Source organism: Kitasatospora sp. NPDC094019, assembly GCF_044764505.1.
Taxonomy (GTDB): Bacteria; Actinomycetota; Actinomycetes; order Streptomycetales; family Streptomycetaceae; genus Kitasatospora.
In genome coordinates, this window is record NZ_JBIWIF010000006.1 from 430,367 (window position 1) to 455,342 (window position 24,976).

The following is a 24,976-nucleotide window of genomic DNA, read 5'->3' on the forward strand; positions in this document are numbered from 1 at the left end:
GCGGGCGGCGGGGGCGGGAGCCGGTCCACGAATGAGCGATGTTGTTACCCGAAAGAAGTACAACCGGGCGGAATGGCCCGGGGCGGGGCCCCGCCGTCTCTACCGTCGGAAGGGTGACGACGAGTACGGAAGGGCCGCGCGACGCCGTCCTCGCGGCGTACGAGCGACAGGTCGACGGCCTTTTCACCTACTGCCTCTCGGTGCTGTGCGAGCACGGGGCCGCGGCTGCCGCCCTGCAGGAGGTGCGCGAGCTGGCGCTGCGGCACGGCGCCCGGCTGGCCGAGCCCGGGCTGCTCCGGGCCTGGCTCTACTCGCTGGCCCGCTACTGCTGCCTGCGGCGGCTGGCGGACGGTCCGCCGACCGGTGCGGAGCCCGGTGCGGCGGGTCCGCGCGGCGGTGCGGCGGGAGCGGCGGGCCGGGCGCGCGGGACCGGGTCCGGCGGAGCGGACGACGGCGGGGCGGAGGCGGTCCGGCGGCGGCGCGAGCTGGCCTCGCTGGCCTGGCCCGAGGCGGCCGGCACCGACCCCGAGCAGCGCGAGGCCCTCGAACTCGCCGTCCGCCACCGGCTCAGCCCGATCGAGGTGGCCGCCGTCCTGGGGCAGCCCTTCGAAACCGTCCGTACGCTGCTGGCCTCCGCGCGGGTCGAGGTCGACCGGACCAGGGCCGCCCTGCTGGTGCTCGGCGTGGGCAGCTGCCCGGAGCTGGACCGGCTCGGCGGCGCCGGGGCGGAGAGCTGGCGGGACTGGGTGCTCGGGCCGGCGCTCCGCCGCGAGCTGGTGCGGCACGTGGTGGACTGCCCGACCTGCCGGGGGACGGCGGAACGGGTCGCGGGCGAGGTGCCGCAGGGCCCGGGGCTGTCCGGGCTGCCGGTGCTCACCGCGCCGGCCGGGGCGGGGGCGGGAGCCGGATCCGGGTCGGGGGGCGCCCCGGCCGACGGGTCCGGCGCTCCCGCGGGCCCGTTGGCCTTCCTGCCCTCGGCGCCCCGGGAGCCGACCGGGCGGCGGGCGGGCACGCCCGTCCCGGTGACCGAGCCGGGGCTCCGCTTCGACCAGGGCGGGTTCCCCCGCCACCGGGCCCCGGACTCCGGGCGCGGACCGACGGTGCGGCGCCGGGTGGTGACCACCGGGGTGCTCGCCGCCGTCCTGGCCGCGCCGGTGGTCGCGCTGTGGGCGGGACACCGGGGCGGTGGCGGGCCGGGGGCGGCCGCGGCGGTCTCCTCGGTGCGGGTCGAGGACGACGGGCGCCCGGCGGGCGGGAGACACCCCGGGGGCGCGGCGGACGGTGCGGCGGGCCGGAGTCCGGACGGCTCCGCCGTCCCGGTGGAGGGCACGGTGCTCGGCGCCGTGATCGGCGCGACCGGGGGCGGCGGAACCGGCGGGGCCCCGGCCCGGGGACCGGCGGTGGCCGGGATGGAGCTCGCCGGGGCGGGGCCGCTCAGTGCAGAAACGTTGCTGCCCGGGATCCAGGGGCCGCTGATCCCGGTCCCGGCCCACGGTGCGACCCCGCTCGCCAGCCCCACCCTGGTCGCGGCACCGGCCCCCGCCGGCCCGGCGTCGGTCGGGCCCTCCGGCTCCGGCTCCCCCTCCACCGGGTCCGCCGCCCCGTCCGGACTGCTGACCGTCGAGGCGGGTGAGTACGGCAACCGGACAGTGCTCACCCTCACCAACTCCGGCGGCACCGAGATCCACTGGCACGCCGTGGTGGACGTGTCCTGGCTGCGGCTCAGCCGCGACTCCGGGACGCTCGCGCCCGGGCAGCGGATCACCGTGATCGTCAGCGTCGACGAGGACCTCGCCCCGGCCACCCGCTGGACCGCCCGGATCGCGCTGCCGCCCTCGCAGGCCGTGGTCACCCTGGAGGGCGGGCCGCAGCACCGCGGCGGGTCCACCTCGGCCCCGGCCGAGCCGGGCACCGGCGGACCGACCACCGCGCCGAGCCCAACCCCCACCGAGGGCGGACCGGCGCCGTCCGGCACTCCGGCCCCCACCACCCCGCCGACGTCCCCGTCGACGTCCACGCCGGCCCCCACGTCCACAGCGGCCCCGACGTCGACCCCGACCACCGGTACGACCCCGGCCCCGACCGCGGCGCCCACGACGCCCGCGCCGGGCCCCACCGGGTCGGCGACCCCGGCCCCGTCCACCGCCGCGCCCTCGGAACCGCCCGCCGCCCCGGGGCCGTCGCGTGCATGACGTGGGTATCGGTACAAACCGGATGCTGTGCGGGTCTCCGGGGGGCGGCATCCCGGTGGTGGAGGCAGGGCGCGGAGCGGTCGGGCACGGGCGCGGGGGCGGTCGGACACGGAGAGACCGGGGCCGGGGGGCCGGAGGACGGGCCTCCGCCCAGGGCGAACGGCGGTATGCGGAGCGACCGGCCGGGAGAGTCTTGCCGGTATGAAGATCCTTCTGCTCGGCGGCTCGTCCTTCCTGGGACGGGCGTTCGCCTTCGAGGCCCTCACCCGGGGCCACCAGGTCACCACCTTCAACCGCGGCCGCACGGCCGCCGACCTGACCGGCGTCGAGGCCGTCCGCGGCGACCGTGACTCGGCCGAGGACCTGGCCCGGCTGGTCGAGGGGCGGCAGTGGGACGCCGTGGTCGACACCTCGGCCCAGCAGCCCGCCCAGGCCGCCGCCACGGCCCGACTGCTGCACGGCCGGGCCGACCACTACACGCTGATCTCCTCCGTCCACGCCTTCGCCGACTGGCCCGCCCGGGCCGTCGACGAGACCTCGCCGCTGCACCCCTGCCCCGCCGACACCCCGCCCGGGCAGGAGTTCAGCGCCGCGCTCAAGGCCGGCTGCGAACGGGCCGTGCTGGAGTACTTCGGCGCCGACCGCGCGCTGATCCTCAACAGCGGCCTGCTGATCGGCCCGTACGAGCGGGGCGGCCGACTGCCCTGGTGGCTGGAGCGGACGGCCCGGGGCGGCCGGGTGCTGGCACCGGGCGAGCCGGGCCGGCCGATGCAGCTGATCGACGTCCGGGACTTCGCGACCTTCGGGGTGGACCTGCTGACGGCGGGCACCACCGGGCGCTTCCTCACCACGGCACCGCCCGGCCGGATCACCTACGGGGAGTTCCTGACGGGCTGCGCCGCGGTGGCCGGCGGCACGGACGTCGAGCTGGTCTGGGTCCCGGACGCGCGGTTGCTGAAGGAGGGGCCGGACAGCGTCCAGCCGTGGAGCGAACTGCCGCTCTGGCTGCCCGACGTGGCCGAGTCCGCGGGGACCTGGCAGGTCGACACCCGTCGGGCGGAGGCGGCCGGGCTGCGCTGCCGGCCCTTCGCCGAGACCGCCCGGGACACCTGGGACTGGCTGCGCGGACGCGGACCGGCCGAGGACACCGAGCCCGACGGACGCAAGCGCGGCCGAATCACGCACGGCATCGAGCCGGCGAAGGAACGGCGGCTGCTGGACGCGTCGGCCTGACGGCGGCGGGGCCGGACCGGCCCGGACCGGCCCGGGGAGAGCGGGGTACCCGCTCCCCCGGCGGCGCCGCCCCGCCTCAGTGCGTCCGGCGGGTGACCAGTTCGGCCAGCGCGAGCAACTCGTCGGCCGCCGAGGGCTCGGGCACCGCGAGCGCCAGCTGGGCCATCGCCGCCGCCATCCGCTCACAGGACTCGCCCTGGGCCCAGGCCCGCCCGCCCGCGCCCTCGACGGCGGCCGCGCAGCTCGCCAACTCCTCCGCGGTCAGGTGCCGTTCCAGCGCGTACAGCTCCGCCAGCCGCTCCCCGTCGGGCGTCCCCGAGCGGAGCGCGGCGACCACCGGCAAGGACTTCTTCCGGACCAGGAGGTCGGCGCCGACCGGCTTGCCGGTGACCTCGGGATCGCCCCAGATACCGATCAGGTCGTCGATCAGCTGGAAGGCCAGGCCGATCTCCCGGCCGAAGCCGTCCAGCGCCTGCGCGGCCTCCTCGGAGCCGCCCGCGTACCGGGCGCCCATCGCGCAGGCGGCGCCGAGCAGGGCGCCGGTCTTGGCCTCGGCCATCGCCAGGCACTCGGTCAGCGAGACGTCGCTGCGCTGCTCGAAGGCACAGTCGATCTGCTGGCCCTCGCACAGCTCCACCACGCAGTCGGCCAGCCGGCGGACGGCGTCGCCCGCCACCGCGTGGCCGTCCTCGGCCAGCAGTCGCAGGGCCAGCGAGTGCATCGCGTCGCCGGCCAGGATGGCCTCGGTGGTGCCGAACACCAGCCAGGCGGTGGGACGGTGCCGCCTGGTCTCGTCCCGGTCGATGATGTCGTCGTGCAGCAGCGTGAAGTTGTGCACCAGCTCGACGGCGGCCGCGGCGGCGGTGGCCTTGGCCGGGTCCCCGCCCAGGGCCTGGGCGGCGGCCAGCACCAGGGCGGGCCGGATGGCCTTCCCGGAGGGCGCGGCCGAGGGCGAGCCGTCCGCCTCCCACCAGCCGAAGTGGTAGCCGGCCACCCGGCGCATGGTGCCGGGCAGCGAGTCCACGGCGGCCCGCAGCACCGGGTCGACCAGGGCGCGGGTGCGCGCGAGGACGTCCCGCGCCTCGTGCCCCTCGCGATGGTCGCGCTCCAGCGTGAACATTCCCATGGGTCCTCCCCCTTGGTGGTACGACGGGCCGGCCCGGTGGCGGACGGGCCCCGCGGCGGACCGGGATCGTCAGGGGCGCCGCCCGACCGGGGGTGGCTCCCCGCCCGGACGGACGACGCGATCCCGGCCGACCCGGTCAGTCCTGGCGGTGGGCGATGTCGACGTTCTCCAGAACACCGACCGCGTCCGGCACCAGGATCGCGGCCGAGTAGTAGGCGCTCACCAGATAGGAAATGATCGCCTTCTCGTCGATTCCCATGAATCGCACCGAAAGGCTCGGCTCGACTTCATCCGGAATTCCGGTCTGGTGCAGACCGATGACACCCTGGTTGTCCTCGCCGGTACGCATCGCGAGGATCGAGGTGGTGCCGTCTCCGGTGATCGGGATCTTGTTGCACGGGAGGAGCGGCACCCCGCGCCAGCCGAGGACCCGGCGGCCCTGCAGCTCGACGGTGTCCGGGTACAGGCCGCGCCGGTTCCACTCGCGGCCGATGGCGGCGATGGCCCTCGGGTGGGCCAGGAAGAGCTTGGTGCCGCGGCGGCGGCTGAGCAGCTCGTCCATGTCGTCCGGGGTGGGCGGGCCGGAGTGGGTCTGGATCCGCTGCTCGTGGTCGGCGTTCCGGAGCAGACCGAACTCCGGGTTGTTGATCAGCTCGTGCTCCTGGCGCTCGCGCAGCGCCTCGACGGTCAGCCGGAGCTGGTGCTCGGTCTGGTTCATCGGCTGGTTGTAGAGGTCGGCCACCCGGGAGTGCACCTTGAGCACGGTCTGCGCGACGCTGAGCTCGTACTCGCGCGGCTTCAGCTCGTAGTCCACGAAGGCGGTGGGCAGCTCGTACTCGCCGTGGTGGCCGGCGGACAGGCCGATCGCGGCCTCGCCGTGCTTGTTCTGCGGCTGCTGGAAGCCTTCCAGGTACTCCATGATCTGCAGCTGGAGGGCGTCGGAGCGGTCGACGAGCTCCTGGAAGTCGGACCGGCTCAGCGACAGCACGGTGCCAGCGGTGGCCGCCCGGACGGTGTACGGCCAGTCCCCGCCCTCCTGCCGGAGCGCCTCGTCGCCGAGGTGGTCGCCGTCGGCCAGGGTGCCGACCACGGTCTCCTCGCCGTACTTTCCGGTTCCCAACCGGTTGAGCTTCCCGTACGCGATGATGAAGACCTCGGCGATCGGCGCTCCGGCGGCGACCAGGACCTCACCCGCGGAGAATTCGCGTTGGACGAAGCGCCCGGCCAGCTCCTCCAGCACCGCGTCGTCCGGGAAGCCCCGCAGGACCGGCACCTCGCGAAGGGTCGGCGCCAGGATCCGGGCCCGACTGCCCGTCCGGTCGAAGCTCACCCGGCCGCGGCCGACGGCGTGGCGCAGCCGGCGGTTGACCCGGTAGGTACCGCCCGAGACCTGGACCCAGGGGAGCGTCCTGAGCAGCCAACGGGGGCTGATCTCCTGCATCTGCGGCGCGGACTTGGTCGTCGTGGCCAGGTTCCGCGCGGCCGCGGTCGCGAGACTCTGCTGGTCCCGGGTCCGCGCCTCACCGCCCGGTGCAGGAATACCGACGTTGGTTTCGGTCGACATAGGGAGCCCTTCGCGTACCCGTACCCGATGAAGTGTCGCCTTGCAACTTGCAACAATCATGTTGGGCCCATTCGGAGGGTCGCCGCAATCACTCTTTCGAGTGGTCGGAATACCCGAAAAAATAGTACGAATAGAATGTCTGATCGATATTGAATCGATCAAGTGATCCCATATGTTCCGGAACAGGATGCTCCGGTTCGCCCTCGCGGTCGGCGCGCGGCGGACCCGCGGCGGACCCACCCCGTGTTCGGGCCCGTTCGACAGACCGCTAGGGTGCGACCTCAAAGGGCCACGGGGCCAGGACGAATGCGGCCGAACCACAGCCCTTCCACGTCGTTCACCCCTGCCCTGGGAGCCCCCTTGAGCGCCCCCGTCACCGTCTGGCTCAACCGCACGTACGCCGAGAACGTGTTCTTCATCGAACAGCTGCGCGCGGCCCCCCGACCGGTCCGGATCCACGCGACCCACGTCGACCCCGACTCCCCCGTCCTCGCCGCCGCCGACACCGCCGGCCTGGAACCCGCCGACCTCACCCCCGACGCCTACGTCGCCTACGCCCTCGACCACTGCGCCCGCCACCGCGTCGACGTGTTCGTGCCCCGGCTGCACCAGCTCGCGATATCCCTGCACCGCCACGAGTTCGAGGCCGTCGGCACCGCCCTCGCCTGCCCGCCCGCCACCGCGATCGCCGCCTTCGAGAGCAAGGCCGACGGCTACGCGGCGATGACCGCCGCCGGCCTGCCCACCCCGCCCTGGTGGCTGGTGCGCACCGCCGGGGAACTGGTCGACGCCGTCGACCTGATCGAGGCGGCCGGCCTCACCGCCTGCCTCAAGCCCGCCTCCGGCGCCGGCGGGGAGGGCTTCCGGCTGCTCACCCGCGAACCCTTCGGACTGCACCGGCTGGCCGGATGGGACAGCCGGGTCCAGGTCGACCAGGTGGCCGCCGCGCTCGACCGGGCCGCCCGCGAGACCCCCGACACCCCTGCCGACCTGCTGGTCATGCCCTACCTCGACGGCCCCGAGGTGTCCGTCGACTGCCTGGCCGACCTGGACGGGACCCTGCTGGCCGCCGTCGGCCGCAGCAAGCACCGGCGCCGTCGCAGCTTCACCACCGAACCGCGCTACCTGGAACCGGCCCGCCGCCTGGTCGAGGCCACCGGCATGGCCTACCTGTCCAACGTGCAGTTCCGCCATCTGCACGGGGAGCCGGTGGTCATCGACGTCAACACCCGCCCCTCCGGCGGACTCCACCAGCTGCGCCTGTGCGGGCTCAACCTCCCCTGGAACGCGGTGCAGTTGGCGCTCGGCGAACGCCCGGACACCGACTGGGCCGGCGACCCGGCCGGGATCGAGTACACCCTGGTGTCCGGCATCCAGCCGGTACTGCCGCACCGGCTGCCGCCGTTCGCGCCGGCCGTCATCCCGGCGGTCCTCCCCGCGACCCTCCCGGCAGCCGAACTGGTGCACTGACCTCCGGGGCGGCCGCCCGGGGCGGGTCCTAGAGCGGGCCGTTCCAGTCCAGGGTCGGCTCCAGCACGCCCTCCAGGGTGAGCAGCCAGCGCTTCACGTCGATGCCGACCCGGCCGCCGCCGAAGCCGCCGATCCCGTCCGCCGCCACCACCCGGTGGCAGGGCACCAGCAGGGCGACGGGGTTGGCGGCCATCATCTGCCCGACCGTCCGGGCCGCCAGTCCCGGCTCCTCGACATCGGCGAACACGCCGCTGCGCGAGGCGAGTTCGCCGTAGGTGACGGTCCGGCCGTACGGCACCTGGTGGAACAGCGTCCGCAGCACCTCCCGGTGCGGACCGGAGCTCAGGCTCCAGTCGATCGGGAGGTCCAGCTCCCGCCGCCGGCCCGCCAGGTACTCGCCGACCCGGCCGGTGACCGCGGCGATCTTCGACTCGTCGGTGCACCGGGGCAGTTCACCGTCCCGGCCGAGGTAGCCGACCGCCGCCACACCCCGGGCGGTCACCGCGATGTGCAGCGCGCCGCTCGGCAGCGGCGTCTCCACCGTCAGCCAGGACAGCGGCGCCGTCGTCCTCCCCGCCATGTCTTCCCCCCTGCGGTCCACCGCGCCGGCGGTGCCGCCCGGGTCCGTCCGGACGCGCACCGGCCACCCGGCCCGCGCGTCATCGTACGGCGGGCCGGGCGGAAGCCCCGGCACGGCGGCGGCCATCGGCACGGTGACGGTGACGGTCAGGGGCGCCGCCCCTTCAGCTCCGCCGCGACCGTCCGCGACCAGTCCGCCAGCTCGGCCCGGTCGGCCGCCCGTCCCTCGCACAGGGCGGCGAGCTGGGCGTCGTTGATCCGGTTCGGCCCCGGGATCTCCAACAGGTACGCGAGCTCGTCCAGGACGGTGGCGAGCCGTGCGGCTTCCGTGTGGTCCAGCGACGCGGCCGCCCCGTGGTGGCCGATGGTGAGAGAACCGGGCATGGTCTGCCTCCTCCGTTCGCCCCCGCACCTCTCCACGGTACGACCGCCCGGCTCACCCGGCACCCGCCGTCGAACGGGCCGGTTCCACCACCCCGGCGTCGGCCCCCGACCCGTCGTCCCAGCCCCGGCGGCGCACGGCGCGCACCGCCAGCACCGCCGCCGCGGCCAACAGCTGCCACCCCGCGCCGAAGGCCAGCACGGCCGCCACCCCCACCCGGTCGGCCAGCGGACCCGCCGCCGCCAGGCCCAACGGCCCCAGCACGAAGGCGCCCAACCCGCCGAACGCCGTCACCCGCGCCAGTACTTCGGCCGGCACCCAGCGCTGCAGCGTCGACGCGTACAGCGAACCGCAGACCGCCGAACCCGCCCCCGCCACCAGCGCCGCCGCGACCGTCCAGCCCAGCGGCAGCCCCGCCGCGAGCGAGGCCGAGGGCAGGGCCCAGCCGAGGGTCGCCACCGTCGCCACCGCGAGCGGCCGCCCGGGCCGGCGCCCGAGCATCGACAGCCCGCCCAGCACCGCCCCGACCCCGTACACGCCCATCACCAGGCCCCAGGCCCGCGCCCCGCCCAGCTCCCGCTGCGCGGTCAGCGGGCCGAGCACCAGGAACGGCGCCCAGACCAGCAGGTTGAACAGCCCCATCTGCACGGTGGTCACCCAGAGCCAGCGCCGGGAGCGGAACGCGCTCCAGCCGTTGCGGAGATCGGCCAGCATCGAGTCCTCGCGGTCGTCCGCGCCCGCGCCCGAGCCCGCGCCCGAGCCCGAGCCGGTCGTCGTACCGGGCGGAATGACGGACAGCCGGGCCAGCGCGAGCGCGCCGACCCCGTAGGTCGCCGCGTCGACCGCCAGCACCACCCCCGGTCCGCACCCCGCCGTGATCACGCCGGCGAGCGCCGGGCCGGCCACCGTCGACACCGAACGCGCCAGCCCCAGCAGGGTGTTGGCGTCCGACAACCGCTCCTTGCGGCGGACCAGCGTGGGCACCAGCGCGCCCAGTGAGGGCAGGAACACCCCCTCGCCCAGGCCCCAGACGGCGACCAGCGCCACCATCGCCCCGAGCGGCGGGTGCCCGGTCAGCAGCAGCCCGGCGAAGACGCCCTGCACCGCGCAGCGCAGCACCTCCGCGGCGAGCATCACCCGGCGGCTGCCCAGCCGGTCGGCGACCACCCCGCCGAGCAGCATCACCAGCACGATCGGCAGGATCCGGGCGGCCATCACCCAGCCCAGCTCCGTCCCGCCGCCCCCGCCGCCGAGCACCGCGAAGGCCACCGCGACGGGCGCCATGGAGGAGCCGACCAGCGAGGTCGCGTAGCCGACGAAGAACCATCCGAAATCCCGCTCGCCCAGCACGGCCGACCGGCCCGTGCGGCGTACTCCCGCGTCCACTGCCATGGGCGGCAAGTCTGCTCGCGGGAGTCGCGCCGGACAAGGGTTTCCGGGCCAGGACTTGAGTCCAACAGCATCAATTTTTTCCGCTCGACCCACTGTCGCAGTAAACAGCCCTACTTCTCCTTCTCCACCTGCTGTTTACTGCATCACGGAGCTATCCTTCCCTTGCCCTGCAGGAGCAGATTTACTGCGGAAAGAGAGCGCTCGATGTCTCAGCCTCCCCCCGTCGAGTACGCGGTCGCCGTCGACCGCTACCTGGCCGCCTCCGGGCTGGGCGCCGGCTCCCGCCGGATCTACCGGATCGCCCTCGGCACCTGGGCCTGGGCCCTCGCCGACCGCCCGGCCCCGACCGGCCCCGACCGTCGCCGGGCCGAACCGCCCGTCCTCCCGCTCGCGCTGCTCGACCACCCCGACTGCGCCGCCCGACTGCGGGCCGCCGTCGACCGCCGCGCCGCCGACACCGACCCGCGCACCCTCAACCGCGAGCTGTCCACCCTGCGCGCCGCCACCGCCTGGTGGCGCGCCCGGGGCTGGATCACCGCCGACCCCGCCGAGGGCCTGCGCCCCCGCCCCCTCCCGGACCCCGCCGACGACTCCGCCCCGCTCACCCCCGAGCGACTGCGCGCCCTGTTCGCCCTCCGCGTCCCGCTCCGCGAACAGCTCCTCTGGCACCTCCTCCACGAGAGCGCCGCCCCCGTCGAGACCGTGCTGGCCCTGAACGTCGACGACCTCGACCTCCCGCACCGCCGCACCCGCCCCCCGGCCCCAGCGCTGACCTGGCAGTCCGGCACCGCCCGGCTGCTCCCCCCGCACCTCGCCGGCCGCCCCACCGGCCCGCTCCTCCTCACCGACCGCCGCGCCCCGGTCACCACCCCCGCCGCCGACCGCTGCCCCCACACCGGCCGCGCCCGCCTCTCCTACCGGCGCGCCGCCGAACTGTTCACCGCCCACGCCCCCGGCCACACCCTGCGCCAGCTCCGGCCCCGCCCCTGACGCCGGGCCGGGCCCGACCCCGGGCCCGGGAACGACGAAGGCCCCCCGGCTGCGCGCCGGGGGGCCTTCGTCGAGGGCCTGCGGAGCCCCCTGTCGGATTCGAACCGACGACCTACGCTTTACAAGAGCGGTGCTCTGGCCAGCTGAGCTAAGGAGGCATGGTGACCGTCCGCGACGGATCACGGCGGCACCGGGGGCAGTCTACCGGGCGGGGAGCGGGCGGTGGGGGGATATCCGGGGTCGGGCGGCAGCGCGGGCGGTGGCGGGCCGGACGGGGCGGGCGTGATGGAACCGATGCCGAAATCCGGCCGTCGAGGGGCTGACAAGCGGCGGACGCGCAGGTAGCGTCGCCCGGAGCCGGTCTCGCACAGAGGTTCAGACCACACCTGGGGACCGGCGCACTGGTGTCCCCCCACCCTTTACTTCGGATCGTCCGGCACGTTCCTGCCGGTGAAGGAGAGCACAGCCATGGCTTCTGTGACGTACGACCAGGCGACCCGTGTCTACCCCGGGGCGACCACCCCGTCGGTCGACGCGCTGGACCTGGAGATCGAGCACGGCGAGTTCCTCGTCCTGGTCGGCCCCTCCGGCTGCGGCAAGTCCACCAGCCTCCGCATGCTGGCCGGCCTGGAGGACGTCAACAGCGGCGCCATCCGCATCGGCGACCGCGACGTGACCCACCTGCCGCCGAAGGACCGGGACATCGCGATGGTGTTCCAGAACTACGCGCTGTACCCGCACATGACCGTCGCGGAGAACATGGGCTTCGCGCTCAAGATCGCGGGCGTCAACAAGTCGGACATCCGCACCAAGGTCGAAGAGGCCGCCAAGATCCTCGACCTCACCGAGTACCTGGACCGCAAGCCGAAGGCGCTCTCGGGCGGCCAGCGCCAGCGCGTCGCGATGGGCCGCGCGATCGTCCGCGAGCCCCAGGTCTTCCTGATGGACGAGCCGCTGTCCAACCTGGACGCCAAGCTCCGCGTCTCGACCCGTACCCAGATCGCCGGCCTGCAGCGCCGCCTGGGCATCACCACCGTCTACGTGACCCACGACCAGACCGAGGCGCTCACCATGGGCGACCGCGTCGCGGTCCTCAAGGGCGGTGTCCTGCAGCAGGTCGACACCCCGCGCAACATGTACGACCGGCCCTCCAACCTCTTCGTGGCCGGCTTCATCGGCTCGCCCGCGATGAACCTGGTCGAGGTGCCGCTGGTGGACGGCGGCGTGAAGTTCGGCGGCTCGGTCGTCAACATCTCCCGCGAGGACCTGGCCGGCGCCGGCAGCGACAAGAACGTGACCGTCGGCATCCGCCCCGAGCACTTCGAGATCGTCCCCGGCGGCGGCATCGAGGGCGTCGCGGTCACCGTCAACGTGGTCGAGGAGCTCGGCTCGGACGGCTTCGTCTACGGCACCACCAAGATCGGCGGCGAGGACAAGGACCTGGTCGTCCGCGTGCACGGCCGCCAGATCCCGGCCCGCGGCGAGACGATCCACGTCGTGCCCGTCGCCAACGAGACCCACGTGTTCTCGACCAGCACCGGCGCCCGCCTCTCCAGCTGAGCCCCGCCGGGCCACCGCCCGCCGCGCGGAGCCCCGTCCGACCCTCACCCGGTCCGGCGGGGCTCCCGTCGTTCCGGGCCACTCCGACGGAGGACTTCGTCAACCCGGTGAAGGGACGAACCGGGACACCATGTCACTCGATGGTGTAACGAAGGGTGATCCGGGCGCCACCCACCGCTACTCTCCTGTGCGTGAAGCAGCTAGTTCGCCGCATCGGCCAGACCGTCGCCCTCACCCTGCCCGTCGTCCTGGTGACCACCGGCACCCTCGCCGTGACCAGGGTCCCGTGGGCCCCGCCCACGTCGCTGGACCAGCAGGTCGTGGCGGCGTCCAGCGGGGACGGCGCGGGGATCGGCCGGGCCGCCACCACCACCCGGACGTCCGACGGGCTCGCCCCGCAGGACGCCCTGCGCGTCGCGCTCATGGACGAGCTGCGGGCCCACAACCCGGGCAGCGCGCTCGACCTGCTGGAGCGCGCGATGCGCGAGCAGCCCGGACTCACGCCCTACTGCAGCTCGCTCGCCACCGAACTCGGCAAGGCGGCGGTGCGCAAGTACCAGGGCGACGTCCAGCGGGCCCGCACCTTCGCCCGGGCGGTCTGCGACGGCTCGTTCGCCGCCGGCGCGGCGGGCTGACCGAGCCGGGAGCGGCCCCGATCGACCGACAGCCACTGGGGGCCGCCCGGGAACCCGTCGCCGTCCGGCCCGTCCGGCGCGACGGGCCGTCACCGCGCCACGGCGGCGACCGGGTGCCGCGGACGGCCGCCCGGCCGGCCCCGGCGCGCCTATTGTTCAGCCATGACCGCTGACTCCGGCCCCACGGCCGCCCCCCAGCCCGCTCCCGCCGTCGGCCCGGTGCCGGTGACGCAGGCCGTCATCCTGGCCGGCGGCCAGGGCTCCCGGCTGCGCCCCTACACGGACGACCGGCCCAAGCCGCTGGTCGAGATCCCGGGCACGGGCACCCCGATCCTGGGCCACCAGCTCGCCTGGCTGGCCGCCGAGGGCGTCACCGACGCGGTCATCTCCTGCGGCCACCTGGCCGACGTGCTGGAGGACTGGCTCGACAAGGCCGAACTGCCGCTGCGGGTCCGCACGGTGGTCGAGGCCGAGCCGCTCGGCCGGGGCGGCGGCCTCAAGTACGCGGCCAAGGCGCTGCCCCGCCCCGACGAGCCCTGGTACGCCACCAACGGCGACATCTGGACCAGGTTCAGCCTGCGCGACATGGCCGCCTTCCACCACGAGCGGGACGCCGTCGCGACGCTCGCGCTGGCCCGGCCGCGGATCCCGTGGGGCGCCGTGGAGACCGACCAGTTCGGCAACGTGCTCGACTTCATCGAGGCCCCGCCCTCGCCGTTCCTCATCAACGCCGGCCTCTACGTCTTCGGACCGGACTTCGCCGAGCTGCTGCCGGACGTCGGCGACCACGAGCGGACCACCTTCCCGCAGCTGGCCCGCAGCAAGCGGCTGGCCGGCTACCAGCTGCCGCAGGGCGTCTACTGGCGGGCCATCGACACCGCCAAGGACCTCACCGAGGCCGCCAAGGAGCTCGCCGGGGGCGCCGGCCGCGCGCCGCAGTAGGACGGGGCCCGCAGCGGTACGGCGCCCCGTGGTACGGCGCCCCGCGGCGGGGCGCTCCGCCACGTCCGCGCCGCTCGACGGACACGGCCCTGGAACGACGAACGGCCCGAGGACAACGGTCCGAGGAGAACGCTGACGGAACGCCCACGAGGTGCTCCGCGCACGGCGACCGGCCGGGTGCTCCCCCACGGAGCACCCGGCCGGTCGCCGTTTCCCGGGCCGGTCCGACCGGCCCGCCCGTCAGGTGGCCGTGGCCGGCTCCGGACGGGAAGCGCGGGCACCGCCGCCGGACAGTTCGGCCAGCGGCCCACTGCCGAGCACCCCGCCCAGCAGTCCCGAGCCGCCCGGGGAGGACCCGCCGGACCCGCTCGGAGTACCGCCGGAGCCGTTCCCGGTGTTCGGGGCCGGCTTCGGCGCCGTCCCGTTCCCGGCCGCCGGAGCGGCGGGAGTAGCACGCTGCGCGGGCGCCGATCCGGCCGGGGCCGGGGCGGCCGGCGGCGCGGAGGCCGCCGGAGCGGCCGAGGGGGCCGCGCCGGTCTCGGGCTTCGCCGAGGGCTTCGCCTTGCCGCTCGGGGTGGCCTGGGCCGCCTTCGGCGAGGCCGCGGCACCGGACGGCGCGGCGGTGGTGGCCGCCGCGCTCGGCGTGGCCGGCCGCGACGGGGCCGGCGAGGGCGCCGTCCCGGCCGGGCTCCTGCCGCCGGGGGTCACCGACGGCCCTCCGCTCGGCCAGACCGGCGTGCCGAAGTCGGTGGCGGGCCGGGACGGCGCCGGGTGCGGACGGGCTCCGGTCCGGACCGCCCCGCCCAGCATCGAGCCGAGCAGCAGGGTCAGACCGACCACCGCCGCGGTGACCACGGCGCCGCGCCGCAGCACCCGCCGGCGCAGCGCGGCCGGCGCGCCCGCGCCGTACCGCCGCCAGGCTTCCAGGTTGAGCCGCCCGTCCAGCGAGGCGAACGGCGCCCCGGCGATCAGCAGGGGGCTCCACGCCGCGAGGAAGATCAGGTCGGGCGTGTCGTACACCGGGACGGCCCGCCAGCTCACCGTGAACAGCAGCACGGCGGACAGCGCCATCGCCGCCCCGGCCGCGAGCCGCTGCCACAGCCCGAGCAGGGTGAGCACACCGACCACGATCTCGGTGAACGACACCACCAGACCGGAGCCGACCGGGTGCGCCATGGCGAAGGCCAGCAGCGGCTCGGCGACCTTCCACGGGTGCAGCGAGGACAGCCAGCGCATCATCGAGCCGCGCTCGCCGCCGTCGAAGTACACCGGGTCGCAGAGCTTGCTGAACCCGGCGTAGACGGAGAGCGAGCCGAGCACCGCGCGCAGCGGCAGCAGGACCAGGCCGAGGTCCACCCGGCGGCCGGGGTACCAGGGCTGCTTGCCCTCGGCCCCGGCGGCCGAGACCTCGGGCAGCTCACCGCTGGGCGTCCAGCCCTGCGGCGCGCCGACCGGCCCGACGCCGCCCTCGGTGGCGGTGCCGTCGCCCTCGCGCGGCTGGCGCGGCACCGTCCGCGCGCCGCCGTACGGCGGGACCAGCTGGGTGTCCGCGTCCGCCAGGGAGCCGCCGGAGCGGCCGCCCCCGCGCCCGCCGACCCCGGCCGGGACGCCGCCCAGTCGGACGGCCTCCAGCAGCCGGGTGGCCGCGATGTCGTCCGGCCGCGCCTCGCCGGTCCAGGTGACGGCGGTGACCCTGCCCTTGCGGCGCGGCGGCGCCCCGGCGAGCGCCGACACGTCGCCGACGGGGACGACCACCTGCGGGGTGACCAGCGGGCGGCGGATCAGGCCCTGGGTGCCGTACGGGTCGCCGAACGCGGCGCCGGTGGACAGCAGTCCGGCCGGGGCGTCGATCAGCGGCGCCACCGGCGTGCCGAGCCGGAGCCGGAAGCTCGCCTGGGTGCTGCTGAGGCGTGCCGGGTCCGACGGCACCTTGGCGGTGTTGAGGCCGGGGCCCGCTTCCATCCCGGTGCTGCCACCGCCCAGGAGCGGGCGCCGAGGTGTTCTGGTGTCCACGCCCGTCTAACCGGGTGACACCCGGTTAGGACACTCTCCCGAGTGGATATCGGGAGTCCCCTTGAAGTGATCATGAGAAAAGCGATCGGATCCGGGCGGATCCGATCGCTTTCCATGGATTGCGGGCGGGCGGTGGGCGGTTCCGGAGAACGCCTTGCGCCGAGCACCCGCCGTGTGCCGCCACCGCCGGCCGGAGCCGCCGGAGCGGAGGGTCAGCCGACCTTGCGACGCAGTCGGGCCGCCTCGTACAGGACGACGCCCGCCGCGACACCGGCGTTCAGCGACTCGGTGAGCCCGGACATCGGGATCCGCACCAGCACGTCGCAGGTCTCCGCGACGAGCCGGGACAGGCCCTTGCCCTCGCTGCCCGCGACGATCACCACCGGCCCGGTCAGCACCTCCAGGTCACCGATCTCGGCCGCGCCGTCGGCGGCCAGGCCGACCACGGTCAGACCGGCCTTCTGGTACGCCTCCAGGGCGCGGGTCAGGTTGGTGGCCCGGGCGACGGGCAGCCGGGCCGCGGCGCCCGAGGAGGTCTTCCAGGCACCGGCGGTCATACCGGCCGCCCGGCGCTCCGGGATCACCACGCCGTGCGCGCCGAAGGCGGCGGCGGAGCGGACCACGGCGCCCAGGTTGCGGGAGTCGGTCACCCCGTCCAGCGCCACGATCAGCGCGTCGTCGCCGGAGTCCGCGGCCCCGTCCAGCAGGTCGTCGGGGTGGGCGTACTCGTACGGCGGGACCTGGAGCACCAGGCCCTGGTGGTTCATCCCGCCGGTCATCTGGTCCAGCTGCGGGCGCGGGGCCTCCATCAGCGGGATGCCCCGGTCGTTGGCGGCCTGGAAGGCGTCGCGGACCCGGTCGTCGGTGTCGATGAACTGCTGGACGTACAGCGCGTTGGCCGGCACGTCGCCCTGCAGGGCCTCGACCACCGAGTTGCGGCCGAAGACCAGCTCGGCGGAGCCGGCGCCGCCGCGGCCGCCCCGGCCGCCGGCGCCGGCGCGGCGCATGCCGGCCCGGGCCTTGGCGTCGCGCTCGCGCTTGACCGCGGCGTTGGCGGCCCGCTGCTTCGGGTGCCCCTTGCGCTCCTCGCCGCGCGGCGTCGGGCCCTTGCCCTGGAGCGCCTTCCGGCTGTGGCCGCCGGTACCGACACTCGCGCCCTTCTTCGACCCGGGGTTGCGGCGGTTCCTGCGCTGGCTGTTGCCGGCCATGGCTGTACTTCCTGTCTGTCTGTCCGGCATGGCCGGCCGCACCGGCTCGGGCCGGTGCGGCCGACGGCATGCGCTCCGTCATGCGGGAGGGCCGCACCGGTCCGGTACGGCCCACCGCTCACCCCTCGGTCACCCGGGGGTTACTGGCTGTTGATCGTCCAGCGCGGGCCGGACGGGGTGTCCTCGATCACCAGCCCGGCCACGCCGAGCTGGTCGCGGATGGCGTCCGCGGTCGCGAAGTCCTTGCGGGCCCGTGCCGCCTGCCGCTGCTCCAGGACCAGGTGGACCAGCGAGTCGACGACGCCGTGCAGGTCCTCGCCGCGCTCCGCCCCGGCCCACTGCGGGTCGAGCGGGTCGAGTCCCAGTACTCCGAGCATCGCACGGACCTCGGCCAATCGCGCCACCGCGTTCTCCTTGTCGTCCGCGGTGAGGGCGCTGTTGCCCTGGCGGACGGCGGTGTGCACGATCGCGAGCGCCTGCGGCACGCCCAGGTCGTCGTCCATCGCCTCGGCGAAGGCCGGCGGCACCTCGGGCGCCGCGTCGACCGTGCCGCAGCGCTCCACGGCGCGCTGGATGAAGCCCTCGATCCGGCCGAACCCGGCCTCGGCCTCGCGCAGCGACTCCTCGCTGTACTCGATCATCGAGCGGTAGTGCGGGGCCGACAGGTAGTAGCGGAGCACGATCGGCCGCCAGCGGCGGACCATCTCGGAGACCAGCACCGAGTTGCCCAGGGACTTGCTCATCTTCTCGCCGGCCATGGTGACCCAGGCGTTGTGCACCCAGAAGCCGGCGAAGTCGTCGCCGAACGCCTTGGACTGGGCGATCTCGTTCTCGTGGTGCGGGAAGATCAGGTCGAGACCGCCGCCGTGGATGTCGAAGGCCGCGCCCAGGTACTTGTGGGCCATCGCCGAGCACTCCAGGTGCCAGCCCGGACGGCCCCGGCCCCACGGGGTGTCCCAGCTGGGCTCGCCCGGCTTGGCCGCCTTCCACATCGCGAAGTCGCGCGGGTCGCGCTTGCCGGTCTCGCCCTCGCCGCTGGGCTGCTGGAGGTTCTCCAGCTTCTGGTTGGAGAGCGCGAGGTAGTCGGGGTAGGACTTCACGTCGAAGTAGACGTTGCCCTCGGCCGCGTAGGCGTGGCCCTTCTCGATGAGCCCGCGCATCATCCCGACCATCTCGGGGATGTGCCCGGTGGCCCGCGGCTCGACGGTCGGCCGCAGGCAGCCCAGCGCGTCGTAACCGTCGTTGAAGGCGCGCTCGTTCTCGTAGGCGATCTGCCACCACGGCGTGCCGAGCTCGCGCTCCTTGGCGATGATCTTGTCGTCGATGTCGGTGACGTTCCGGACGAAGGTCACCTGGTAGCCGCGGTAGGCGAACCACCGCTGCATCACGTCGAAGTTGAGGTAGGACCGGATGTGCCCGATGTGTGGCGCCGACTGGACGGTAGCGCCGCACAGGTAGATCGAGACACAACCCGGTACAAGCGGGACGAAGTCGCGTACCTGGCGGGTGCTGGTGTCGTACAGGCGAATGCTCACAGCGTCAAGCGTAGTGGGCGGTGGGGGGTGCCCCGCGACATTCCGGAATGTCAAGACCGCGGCGGGTGCTTTTCCGCCGGGTGACGCCCCGGGGACCGCCCCGGGGCGTCCGTTCCGCTCCCGGTGGGGCTCAGATCGAGCCGACGACCTTGCGCGGGGTGAGCCGGGCGACCACCCGCACGTCGTCGGGGCCGTCGAAGCCGTACGGCCCCTCGCCCCGGTACTTCACCGACAGTTCGTCGATCAGCTCCCGGCCGCCCTCCTCGGTCAGGCTGACCTCGCCGCGGACCTCCAGGTAGGTGTACGGGTTCTCCGGCGGGTTGACCAGGAGCGAGACCCGCGCGTCCTTCACCAGATTGAGGTGCTTGCGGCGGCCCTGGACGGTGGAGAACAGGATGTCATCGCCGTCGCGCTTCACCCAGACCACGGAGGACTGGGGGCTGCCGTCCGGCTGGACGGTGGTGACAACGGCGAAGCTCTTGGCGTCGATCAGGGCCTTGGCCTGGTCGGAGAGGTGTGCGGCCATCGGGACCTCGGTTCTTCTCGTCGAGCGGCGGTGGAGGACGACTGCTGGGGCGAACCCGCATCGAAGAGTAGCGATCCGGGCCCCGGCCAAGGGTGTTGAACACCCGTCACGTCCGGTCTATTTCCGCCGCGGCGCCCCGGTCCGGCACCGGGGCGCCGCGGCCACCGCCGGGCCCGCCGCCGACGGGCGGCGGGCCCGGTCAACGTCGTTCGTACACCAGGGCGGTGGCGATCGCGGCGAGGCCCTCGGCCCGGCCGGTGAGGCCGAGTCCGTCGGTGGTGGTGCCGGAGACCGAGACCGGGGCGCCGACCGCGGCGCCGAGCGCGGCCTGCGCCTCCGCCCGGCGCTTGCCGATCTTCGGCCGGATCCCGATCACCTGGATCGCCACATTGCCGATCTCGAACCCGGCCTCGCGAACCAGCCGGGCCGCCTCGCCGAGCAGCTTCACCCCGGACGCGCCGGCCCACTCCGGGCGGTCGGTGCCGAAGTGCGCGCCCAGGTCGCCGATCCCGGCGGCCGAGAACAGCGCGTCACAGGCCGCGTGCGCGGCCACGTCGGCGTCCGAGTGCCCGGCCAGGCCGACCTCGGCGTCCGGCCACTCCAGCCCGGCGACCCACAGCGGGCGGCCGGGCTCGAAGGCGTGCACATCGGTGCCGATGCCGACCCGGGGCAGTACGGGGGCGTGCGGCTCAGTAGGCATCGGCGGCCCTCCGGCGGGCGAGTACGGCCTCGGCGAGGACGAGGTCCAGCGGACGGGTCACCTTGAACGCCTCCTCGTGGCCGGGCACCACGACCACCCGGCCGCCGAAGCGCTCCACCAGCCCGGCGTCGTCGGTGACCGGCGGCAGAGCGCCCCCGGCCCCCGCCGACTCCTCGGCCAGCGCCTTGGCGTGCACCTCGGCCAGCGTGTCCCGGCGGAAGCCCTGCGGGGTCTGCACCGCGCGCAGCGTGGCCCGGTCGGGCGTGTCGAGCACCGGCTCGGGGCCGCCCCGGACCGGCTCGACCCGCTTGACGGTGTCGGCCAGCGGCACCGCCGGCACCACCGCCTCGGCCCCGGCCCGGACGGCGGACGCGACCGCGTCCACCACCTCGACCGGGACGAGCGGCCGGGCCGCGTCGTGCACCAGCACGATCCCGACCTCGGCCGGGATCGCGGCCAGGCCCAGCCGCACCGACTCCTGGCGGGTGTCCCCTCCGGCCACCACCCGGATGTCCTTGCCCTCCAGACCGTGGCTGTCGAGCAGGGCGACCACCTCGGCCACGCCGTCGGCGGGGGCCGCGACCACGACCAGGCCGACGGCCCGGCTGCGGGTCAGCGCCCGGACCGCGTGCACCAGCAGCGGCACGCCGCCCAGGTCACGCAGGGCCTTGGGGGCGCCGGGTCCCAGTCGCTCGCCGCGGCCGGCGGCGGGGACGACTGCTGCTGCGATTGCTCCTGTGGCGTTCAGGTTTCACTCCTTCGGCGAAGTGGGTATGGCCATGGCGTGCGCGACGGGCGCGGACCCCTTCCGAAGCACCACCGTGTCCCGCCCGCAGGATCAGCAGAAACGGTCATGCAGACCCGAGGCCGGCCAGGCCGCTCGGGTGCGGGGGCGTCGTCCGGACACGCCTCAGCGCCCGAAGTGCCACTGCACCACCCACGGACCGTCGGTCCGGTGGGCGGCGCGCCGGCATCGGGCGCTGTGAGCGTTGTGGAGCGGACGGCCGCTACGAGGCGAGCACCTCGTCGAGCAGCGTCTCCGCCTTGTCCTCGTTGGTGTTCTCCGCCAGCGCGAGCTCGCTGACGAGGATCTGGCGCGCCTTGGCGAGCATGCGCTTCTCTCCGGCGGAGAGGCCGCGCTCGCGCTCACGACGCCAGAGGTCGCGCACAACCTCGGCGACCTTGATAACGTCACCCGAGGCGAGCTTCTCCAGATTCGCCTTGTAACGACGGGACCAGTTGGTCGGTTCTTCGGTGTACGGTGCGCGAAGCACCTCGAAGACCCGGTCCAGACCCTCCTGGCCGACCACATCACGCACGCCGACGAACTCCGCGTTCTCGGCGGGCACGCGGAGCGTCAGGTCTCCCTGCTGCACCTTGAGCACCAGGTAGGTCTTGTCCACACCTTTGATCTGGCGAATTTCGATGGCCTCGATCAGTGCGGCCCCGTGATGGGGGTAGACCACCGTGTCGCCAACCTTGAACGTCATGTGACAGGACCCCTTCCGTGGCTTTCCAGAATAACACGCTTTTCGGCGCACCCGAAGGGCGTTTTCGCAGGTCAGGGCCGGTCTCGGGGCTTGACAAGGACCCCCATGACGTGCTGCGACCGGTGTTCGAGGAGAGCTTCCCGCAGGTCGGAGGCGGTTCCACCACCCACCGAAACCTCTGGCAACACTCCCGAAACCATGATTGGATCTTGGGTTTTCACCGTTTATCGGGCCGTTTCCAGATCGTGATCCGATCTTGGTCGATGATTGACCTGAACACGCGGACGTACCGCCGTCCGAACGTCCTGACGGCCGGACCGTGACCCGAAGGGACCACCCCGTGAGGACGACATAAGCGTGGTCGATAATCTGGGACCTGACCTATCGACACGTGACCTAGGAGAAGCCGCCGCCGTGAGCCGCAGCCTTCGACGCGGCGGCATCGCCGCCATCGCAGCCCTCGCCATCGCCTCGCTGTCCTCCTGCGCCGCCGGGAACACCCCGGCCACCCTGGAGGTCAAGCCCGACAACGCGTCGGCGACCCTGGGCACCGACATCCGGCTGAACAACATCGTCGTGGTCACCGGGGACGAGTCCTCCGGCGAACACACCGGCCCCGCCAACGTGACGGTGAACATCAGCAACACCGGGACCGAGGCGCTCGAACTGCAGTCCATCACCGTCGCCAACGGGGCGACCGCCACCTTCGCCGACGAGAAGGGCGCCGCGCTGCCCGCCATCACCGTCCCGGCCGGCGGCGCGCTGCTGCTCGGCGGCCCGGGCGGCCCGACCGCCAAGGTCGCCTCCACCACGGTGAGCGTGGGCGGCTACGTGGCGGCCTCGTTCGGGTTCAAGAACCACGACAAGCTCGACACCGAGGCCCAGGTCAGCCCGAACAAGGGCCTCTACAAGGGCTACGGCCCGACCGCCGCCCCGGCCGCCGTGCCGCCGAAGGCCACCCCGACGACCGGCGCAACCACGCCGGCCACCCCGGCCACGGGCGCCACCACGCCGGCCGCCCCGGCCACGGGCACGACCGCTCCGGCGGTCCCGGCCGCGCACTGAGCCGCCGCCGCGGCACGCGGCCGCGGCAACGGAACGCCCCCTCCGGAAGGATCCGGAGGGGGCGTTCCCCTTGGCTTCGGCCCGGCCCGCCGCGCGGACCGGCCGGTCTACGGCTCGAACTTGTAGCCGAGACCACGCACCGTGACCAGGTAGCGCGGCGCGCCCGGGTCCGGCTCGATCTTCGCCCGCAGGCGCTTGACGTGGACGTCCAGCGTCTTGGTGTCGCCGACGTAGTCCGCGCCCCAGACCCGGTCGATCAGCTGCATCCGGGTGAGCACCCGGCCGGCGTTGCGCAGCAGCATCTCCAGCAGGTCGAACTCCTTGAGCGGGAGGTCGACCTTGGCGCCGTCCACGGTCACCACGTGCCGGTCGACGTCCATCCGGACCGGGCCCGCCTCCAGGGCGCCGGGGCCGCCGCCGTCGCCGGGGCCCTCGTTCTCGCCGCGGCGGCGCAGCACCGCGCGGATCCGGGCGACCAGCTCACGGGTGGAGTAGGGCTTGGTGACGTAGTCGTCCGCGCCTATCTCCAGACCGACCACCTTGTCGATCTCGCTGTCCTTGGCGGTGACCATGATCACCGGCACGTTGGAGCGGACCCGCAGCTGGCGGCAGACCTCGGTGCCGGGCAGCCCCGGCAGCATCAGGTCGAGCAGGACGAGGTCGGCGCCGTTGCGCTCGAACTGCTCCAGCGCGTCGGGGCCGGTCGCGGCGATGGCGACCTCGAAGCCTTCCTTGCGGAGCATGTACGACAGGGCGTCGCTGAACGACTCCTCGTCCTCGACCACCAGTACTCGGGTCACGATCAGGCCTCCGGGGCAAGCAGTGGGGTTGTTTCTGACAAGGAGTGCGAGGACCCGGCCACCAGGGGCCGGTCCACGGGGGCCTGCCCGGCGGGCAGGCGGAGGGTGAAGGTGGAGCCCTGGCCCTCGACGCTCCACACCGAGACGGTGCCGCCGTGGGAGGCGGCCACGTGCTTGACGATGGAGAGACCGAGGCCGGTGCCACCGGTCTGCCGGGAGCGTGCCGGGTCCACCCGGTAGAACCGTTCGAAGACCCGCTCGCGGTCCTTCTCCGAGATGCCGATGCCCTGGTCGGTCACGGAGATCTCGATGAGTTCGCCGTCCGCCTCGCCCAGGGCGGCGGCGCTGGAGATCCGGCGGGTGGCGATCGCGACCCTGGTCCGGGGCGGGCTGTAGTTGACCGCGTTCTCGACCAGGTTACCGAGCGCGGCGGCCAGCTGACCCCGGTTGCCGTGCAGGTAGAGGCCGGCGATGCCGCCGGCCGCGATCAGGATCTGCTTGGCGGCGGCCTGCTGGCGGCAGCGGTCGATCGCCTCGGCGATCAGCTCGTCCACCGCGACCGGTTCCGGGTCGACCATCAGCCGGTCGTCCTGGACCCGGGAGAGGTCGATGATCTCCTGGACCAGGCTGGCCAGCCTGGTCGCCTCGATCTGCATCCGGCCGGCGAAGCGCTGCACCGCCTCCGGGTCGTCGGCCGCGTCGGCGACCGCCTCGGAGAGCAGCGAGAGCGCGCCGACCGGGGTCTTGAGCTCATGGCTGACATTGGCCACGAAGTCCCGGCGGACGGCCTCCACCCGGCGGCGCTCGGTCTGGTCCTCGACCAGGACCAGGACCAGCCGGGAACCCAGCGGGGCGACCCGGACCGAGACCGCCAGCGGTTCGGCGGCCCGTGCCGCGCCCGGGCGGGGCAGTTCCAGCTCGATCTGCCGGATCTCCCCGTCCCTGCGGGTCCCCCTGGCCAGCGCGAGCAGCTGGTCCAGGGCGACCGCGCCGCCGCGGACCAGGCCCATCGCGTACGCCGCCGAGCTGGCCTTGACCACCTCGTCGCCCTCTCCGAGCACGATCGCGCAGGAGCGCAGCACGGAGAGGACCGTGTCGACGCCCGGCGGGAGCGGGGGTTCCTGCGCTGGGCCGAGGCCCTGATTCCGGTTGGTGCCGCTGTGCCTGCCCTTCGCCTGCTCGCGCTCGCTCCAACGGAAGGCGATCGAGGCCGTGAGGCCGACGCCGAGCCCGGCTATGGCGCAGGCAGCGGCGGCGGCCACGTTCACGTCCATGTCGCCAGCCTAAGCGCACGATGCGGCCGCTCCCCCAGGGTCAGGTCAAGGGATCGACCACGCGTTGCCGAGAATTCACCTTCAGGAAGCCACTGATTCACCGGACGGGTCGTGCGCGGTCGCCCGGACGGCCCAGAGTGGGCGCCGGAGCCCGTGTGGGACGGGTGGCCCGGCCGAACAGCCGTCCGCCACCCCGGGTGCGCGCGTACGATGCGCGCCACCAGCAGCGGTCATTCGTGCGCCGTTCGGACGGTCGTACCGGATGACCGGTCGGCACCGCCACCGACACAGCTACTGAGG

Annotated in this window: 23 protein-coding genes and 1 tRNA gene; 9 read left to right on the forward strand and 15 right to left on the reverse strand. The window is 74.3% G+C overall.

The genetic code is table 11. The annotated features are described in order from the left end of the window. The first annotated feature begins 113 nt into the window (after window positions 1-113). Both ACIQ9P_RS16780 and ACIQ9P_RS16785 read left to right on the forward strand, forming a co-directional pair. On the forward strand, window positions 114-2,192 hold the full coding sequence (locus tag ACIQ9P_RS16780) for a sigma-70 family RNA polymerase sigma factor (protein WP_402355624.1): 2,079 nt from the start codon (window positions 114-116) through the stop codon (window positions 2,190-2,192). A 201-nt stretch (window positions 2,193-2,393) separates the two neighbouring features. Further along, window positions 2,394-3,425, forward strand: coding sequence for an NAD-dependent epimerase/dehydratase family protein (locus tag ACIQ9P_RS16785; RefSeq protein WP_402355626.1), 1,032 nt, complete (start codon window positions 2,394-2,396; stop codon window positions 3,423-3,425). A gap of 76 nt (window positions 3,426-3,501) precedes the next feature. Here ACIQ9P_RS16785 and ACIQ9P_RS16790 read toward each other — a convergent pair whose 3' ends face one another. Beyond that, a complete protein-coding gene (locus ACIQ9P_RS16790) occupies window positions 3,502-4,551 on the reverse strand; it encodes a family 2 encapsulin nanocompartment cargo protein polyprenyl transferase (RefSeq protein ID WP_402355628.1) in 1,050 nt (349 codons plus the stop codon). A 136-nt stretch (window positions 4,552-4,687) separates the two neighbouring features. Beyond that, complete coding sequence (locus ACIQ9P_RS16795; RefSeq protein ID WP_402355630.1) at window positions 4,688-6,115, reverse strand: family 2B encapsulin nanocompartment shell protein; 1,428 nt, start codon at window positions 6,113-6,115, stop codon at window positions 4,688-4,690. Between the two features lie 360 nt (window positions 6,116-6,475). On the opposite strand from ACIQ9P_RS16795, the gene ACIQ9P_RS16800 reads away from it, so the two are divergent. Then, entirely contained in the window at window positions 6,476-7,585 is a 1,110-nt protein-coding gene (locus tag ACIQ9P_RS16800; RefSeq protein ID WP_402355632.1) for an ATP-grasp domain-containing protein, read from the forward strand. Window positions 7,586-7,613: 28 nt separating this feature from the next. Here ACIQ9P_RS16800 and ACIQ9P_RS16805 read toward each other — a convergent pair whose 3' ends face one another. From ACIQ9P_RS16805 to ACIQ9P_RS16815, 3 genes are all read right to left on the reverse strand, one after another. Continuing rightward, window positions 7,614-8,165 (reverse strand): methylated-DNA--[protein]-cysteine S-methyltransferase, encoded by a 552-nt coding sequence (locus tag ACIQ9P_RS16805; RefSeq protein WP_402355634.1) that lies wholly within the window; start codon window positions 8,163-8,165, stop codon window positions 7,614-7,616. Between the two features lie 146 nt (window positions 8,166-8,311). Continuing rightward, entirely contained in the window at window positions 8,312-8,548 is a 237-nt protein-coding gene (locus ACIQ9P_RS16810; RefSeq protein WP_402355636.1) for a hypothetical protein, read from the reverse strand. Between the two features lie 52 nt (window positions 8,549-8,600). Beyond that, window positions 8,601-9,938, reverse strand: a complete 1,338-nt coding sequence (locus ACIQ9P_RS16815; protein WP_402355638.1) for an MFS transporter — start codon at window positions 9,936-9,938, stop codon at window positions 8,601-8,603. A gap of 204 nt (window positions 9,939-10,142) precedes the next feature. Between ACIQ9P_RS16815 and ACIQ9P_RS16820 the strand changes: the two genes are divergently transcribed. Then, complete coding sequence (locus tag ACIQ9P_RS16820) at window positions 10,143-10,928, forward strand: hypothetical protein (RefSeq protein WP_402355640.1); 786 nt, start codon at window positions 10,143-10,145, stop codon at window positions 10,926-10,928. Window positions 10,929-11,012: 84 nt separating this feature from the next. On the opposite strand, the gene ACIQ9P_RS16825 is transcribed toward ACIQ9P_RS16820, so the two are convergent. Further along, window positions 11,013-11,086, reverse strand: a tRNA-Thr gene (locus ACIQ9P_RS16825). Window positions 11,087-11,396: 310 nt separating this feature from the next. Here ACIQ9P_RS16825 and ACIQ9P_RS16830 point away from each other — a divergent pair. The 3 genes from ACIQ9P_RS16830 (at window position 11,397) to ACIQ9P_RS16840 (ending at window position 14,065) form a co-directional block, all read left to right on the forward strand. Then, window positions 11,397-12,488, forward strand: coding sequence for an ABC transporter ATP-binding protein (locus ACIQ9P_RS16830; RefSeq protein ID WP_402355642.1), 1,092 nt, complete (start codon window positions 11,397-11,399; stop codon window positions 12,486-12,488). 191 nt (window positions 12,489-12,679) lie between these two features. Beyond that, window positions 12,680-13,123 (forward strand): hypothetical protein, encoded by a 444-nt coding sequence (locus ACIQ9P_RS16835; protein ID WP_402355644.1) that lies wholly within the window; start codon window positions 12,680-12,682, stop codon window positions 13,121-13,123. Window positions 13,124-13,285: 162 nt separating this feature from the next. Continuing rightward, on the forward strand, window positions 13,286-14,065 hold the full coding sequence (locus tag ACIQ9P_RS16840) for an NDP-sugar synthase (RefSeq protein WP_402355646.1): 780 nt from the start codon (window positions 13,286-13,288) through the stop codon (window positions 14,063-14,065). A 240-nt stretch (window positions 14,066-14,305) separates the two neighbouring features. On the opposite strand, the gene ACIQ9P_RS16845 is transcribed toward ACIQ9P_RS16840, so the two are convergent. The 7 genes from ACIQ9P_RS16845 to ACIQ9P_RS16875 form a co-directional block, all read right to left on the reverse strand. After that, complete coding sequence (locus ACIQ9P_RS16845; protein WP_402355648.1) at window positions 14,306-16,027, reverse strand: DoxX family membrane protein; 1,722 nt, start codon at window positions 16,025-16,027, stop codon at window positions 14,306-14,308. A gap of 263 nt (window positions 16,028-16,290) precedes the next feature. Then, window positions 16,291-17,286 (reverse strand): 23S rRNA (guanosine(2251)-2'-O)-methyltransferase RlmB, encoded by a 996-nt coding sequence (gene rlmB, locus ACIQ9P_RS16850; protein WP_402355650.1) that lies wholly within the window; start codon window positions 17,284-17,286, stop codon window positions 16,291-16,293. A gap of 140 nt (window positions 17,287-17,426) precedes the next feature. Then, window positions 17,427-18,821, reverse strand: a complete 1,395-nt coding sequence (gene cysS / locus ACIQ9P_RS16855; RefSeq protein WP_402355652.1) for a cysteine--tRNA ligase — start codon at window positions 18,819-18,821, stop codon at window positions 17,427-17,429. A gap of 130 nt (window positions 18,822-18,951) precedes the next feature. Further along, window positions 18,952-19,347, reverse strand: a complete 396-nt coding sequence (locus ACIQ9P_RS16860; RefSeq protein ID WP_402355654.1) for a PPOX class F420-dependent oxidoreductase — start codon at window positions 19,345-19,347, stop codon at window positions 18,952-18,954. Between the two features lie 199 nt (window positions 19,348-19,546). Continuing rightward, window positions 19,547-20,047: a 2-C-methyl-D-erythritol 2,4-cyclodiphosphate synthase gene (ispF, locus tag ACIQ9P_RS16865; RefSeq protein ID WP_053645868.1), complete on the reverse strand. Its 501-nt coding sequence runs from the start codon at window positions 20,045-20,047 to the stop codon at window positions 19,547-19,549. Then, window positions 20,037-20,795, reverse strand: a complete 759-nt coding sequence (gene ispD, locus ACIQ9P_RS16870; protein WP_402355874.1) for a 2-C-methyl-D-erythritol 4-phosphate cytidylyltransferase — start codon at window positions 20,793-20,795, stop codon at window positions 20,037-20,039. Before ispD ends, ispF begins: the two co-directional genes overlap by 11 nt. Window positions 20,796-21,054: 259 nt before the next feature. Beyond that, complete coding sequence (locus ACIQ9P_RS16875) at window positions 21,055-21,537, reverse strand: CarD family transcriptional regulator (protein ID WP_030244332.1); 483 nt, start codon at window positions 21,535-21,537, stop codon at window positions 21,055-21,057. A 17-nt stretch (window positions 21,538-21,554) separates the two neighbouring features. Here ACIQ9P_RS16875 and ACIQ9P_RS16880 point away from each other — a divergent pair, with 17 nt between their 5' ends. Together ACIQ9P_RS16880 and ACIQ9P_RS16885 are read left to right on the forward strand one after the other, a co-directional pair. After that, window positions 21,555-21,860 (forward strand): hypothetical protein, encoded by a 306-nt coding sequence (locus ACIQ9P_RS16880; RefSeq protein ID WP_402355657.1) that lies wholly within the window; start codon window positions 21,555-21,557, stop codon window positions 21,858-21,860. Window positions 21,861-21,951: 91 nt separating this feature from the next. Further along, window positions 21,952-22,602, forward strand: a complete 651-nt coding sequence (locus tag ACIQ9P_RS16885) for a DUF461 domain-containing protein (RefSeq protein ID WP_402355659.1) — start codon at window positions 21,952-21,954, stop codon at window positions 22,600-22,602. 107 nt (window positions 22,603-22,709) lie between these two features. Here ACIQ9P_RS16885 and ACIQ9P_RS16890 read toward each other — a convergent pair whose 3' ends face one another. Next, entirely contained in the window at window positions 22,710-23,402 is a 693-nt protein-coding gene (locus ACIQ9P_RS16890; RefSeq protein WP_030305055.1) for a response regulator transcription factor, read from the reverse strand. Between the two features lie 2 nt (window positions 23,403-23,404). Next, window positions 23,405-24,676, reverse strand: a complete 1,272-nt coding sequence (locus ACIQ9P_RS16895) for a sensor histidine kinase (RefSeq protein ID WP_402355661.1) — start codon at window positions 24,674-24,676, stop codon at window positions 23,405-23,407. Window positions 24,677-24,976: the final 300 nt, after the last annotated feature.

Coding starts and splice junctions, on each gene's coding strand:
- ACIQ9P_RS16810 (WP_402355636.1), bottom strand. CDS start 8,548: ATGCCCGGTTCTCTCACCATCGGCCACCACGGGGCGGCCGCGTCGCTG.
- ACIQ9P_RS16875 (WP_030244332.1), bottom strand. CDS start 21,537: ATGACGTTCAAGGTTGGCGACACGGTGGTCTACCCCCATCACGGGGCC.
- rlmB (WP_402355650.1), bottom strand. CDS start 17,286: ATGGCCGGCAACAGCCAGCGCAGGAACCGCCGCAACCCCGGGTCGAAG.
- ispF (WP_053645868.1), bottom strand. CDS start 20,047: ATGCCTACTGAGCCGCACGCCCCCGTACTGCCCCGGGTCGGCATCGGC.
- ACIQ9P_RS16860 (WP_402355654.1), bottom strand. CDS start 19,347: ATGGCCGCACACCTCTCCGACCAGGCCAAGGCCCTGATCGACGCCAAG.
- ACIQ9P_RS16830 (WP_402355642.1), top strand. CDS start 11,397: ATGGCTTCTGTGACGTACGACCAGGCGACCCGTGTCTACCCCGGGGCG.
- ACIQ9P_RS16815 (WP_402355638.1), bottom strand. CDS start 9,938: ATGGCAGTGGACGCGGGAGTACGCCGCACGGGCCGGTCGGCCGTGCTG.
- ACIQ9P_RS16840 (WP_402355646.1), top strand. CDS start 13,286: ATGACCGCTGACTCCGGCCCCACGGCCGCCCCCCAGCCCGCTCCCGCC.
- ACIQ9P_RS16790 (WP_402355628.1), bottom strand. CDS start 4,551: ATGGGAATGTTCACGCTGGAGCGCGACCATCGCGAGGGGCACGAGGCG.
- ACIQ9P_RS16820 (WP_402355640.1), top strand. CDS start 10,143: ATGTCTCAGCCTCCCCCCGTCGAGTACGCGGTCGCCGTCGACCGCTAC.
- ACIQ9P_RS16805 (WP_402355634.1), bottom strand. CDS start 8,165: ATGGCGGGGAGGACGACGGCGCCGCTGTCCTGGCTGACGGTGGAGACG.
- ACIQ9P_RS16845 (WP_402355648.1), bottom strand. CDS start 16,027: ATGGAAGCGGGCCCCGGCCTCAACACCGCCAAGGTGCCGTCGGACCCG.
- ACIQ9P_RS16795 (WP_402355630.1), bottom strand. CDS start 6,115: ATGTCGACCGAAACCAACGTCGGTATTCCTGCACCGGGCGGTGAGGCG.
- ACIQ9P_RS16895 (WP_402355661.1), bottom strand. CDS start 24,676: ATGGACGTGAACGTGGCCGCCGCCGCTGCCTGCGCCATAGCCGGGCTC.
- ACIQ9P_RS16785 (WP_402355626.1), top strand. CDS start 2,394: ATGAAGATCCTTCTGCTCGGCGGCTCGTCCTTCCTGGGACGGGCGTTC.